The 1,382-nt window shown below is 26.5% G+C and carries 2 protein-coding genes; both read left to right on the forward strand.

Annotation, left to right across the window (positions count from 1 at the left end; all coding sequences use genetic code 11):
* The first annotated feature begins 89 nt into the window (after window positions 1-89).
* Window positions 90-1,160, forward strand: coding sequence for an RAMP superfamily CRISPR-associated protein (locus tag J5G60_RS18320; protein ID WP_150356306.1), 1,071 nt, complete (start codon window positions 90-92; stop codon window positions 1,158-1,160).
* Window position 1,161: 1 nt separating this feature from the next.
* Window positions 1,162-1,382 (forward strand): hypothetical protein (locus J5G60_RS18325; protein ID WP_207876633.1); only part of this gene is annotated, 221 nt, incomplete at its 3' end.

Raw genomic sequence — 1,382 nt, forward strand, 5'->3', positions numbered from 1 at the left:
AATAAGTATAATAAGAATTTGAATGTCAATATATATAGTAGTTTATATGGGCAAGAATTGCTTGAAAAGTACTTGAAGAAGGTGTGAAAATGAGTTATGAGGTAATTCTGAATGAGAAAAATAATGATAATTTATCTGATGATAAGTTATATTTTGAAGGTAAAATTTTAGAAAGGAAACGTCAAACTATAAAAATAAAAAAAATAGAAAAAAGAAATGAAAAGGAAATAAAAAAATATGAAGAAAATTATATAAAAAAGGAATTCGATTGCAGCAATATAAAAATCATATCTGGTATTTTTGATGAAAATGTTGATATGAAAAGCTATGTTGATAATTTAATTCCAGGTTCGTTTGGAATAAGGTGTGAATTTACTTTAAAATCTCCGTATTTTTCAAGGGATAATGACGAATTGTACGTTTTACAAAATCCTGTATTGAAAGAGTATATAACAAAGATTCCAATGATAAGGGGAAGTGGCTGGAAAGGTTATCTTTCGTCAGCAGCATTAAAAAAATTAAAAGAAAAAGTGAAAGATGACAATTATGCTATTTCGGATATAATTAAATATTATTTAAGCTATACTAGGATTTTCGGTACGGGCTCAGAAAATTTTAGAAAAGTGAGAGAGACAATAGAAAATTTAATAGAAAAAGGCGAGAATAATGATAGATATGTAAAAGCTTTAATTAAATATTGCTTATATGATTTGGGGATAAATTTAAAGATAAGTAAAAATGGTACAAGTATTATAAAGCAATTGGCAACTCAAATACTTGAAAAAAAAGAAAAGGCTAAAAATATATTTTTAGTTAATAAAGGGAGAGGTATATTTTACCCTACTTATTTTAGTAACGTTAATTATGAAGTGATAAATCCTCAGGATAAAGTAAAAAGAAAAGGATCAAATCCTATTTTTTATGAAGTTGTGCCAAGTGGCTCAAAAGGTGTTTTCCAATTCACTTATATTCCATTTAATGGGATACTGGAAGATAAAGAAAAACTTAAAGATGAAATAAAGAACGATAAGAAATTTATTGAGGAAATATTTAAATATTGTTTGGAAAATGTCGGAATAGGCGCTAAGACAAAATTAGGCTGGGGGTTGGCAAAAGTTCTTAAGCCTATGAAATTCTTTGATAGTAAAATGGAGGCTTGAAATGAAAAACTTGAATTTACAAAACCTTAAAGAAAACAGTAAAGAAATTTTAAAGTCAGAAATAGGAGCACTGCTATTTAATTTAGGTAAGACTCATATTGGCTTTTGGGAGGAAAAGCCAGATAAAGATCCAGATAAAAAGTCAAATGAAAAACATTATGTAATTTATTTTGAATTAAATAAGGATTTTAAAAAAGAATTTAAAAAAGAATATGATTATGG

Origin of the sequence: Clostridium sp. HV4-5-A1G, from assembly GCF_900184915.1 — a bacterium.
GTDB lineage: Bacteria > Bacillota > Clostridia > Clostridiales > Clostridiaceae > Clostridium_B > Clostridium_B aromativorans.

Coding starts and splice junctions, on each gene's coding strand:
- J5G60_RS18320 (WP_150356306.1), top strand. CDS start 90: ATGAGTTATGAGGTAATTCTGAATGAGAAAAATAATGATAATTTATCT.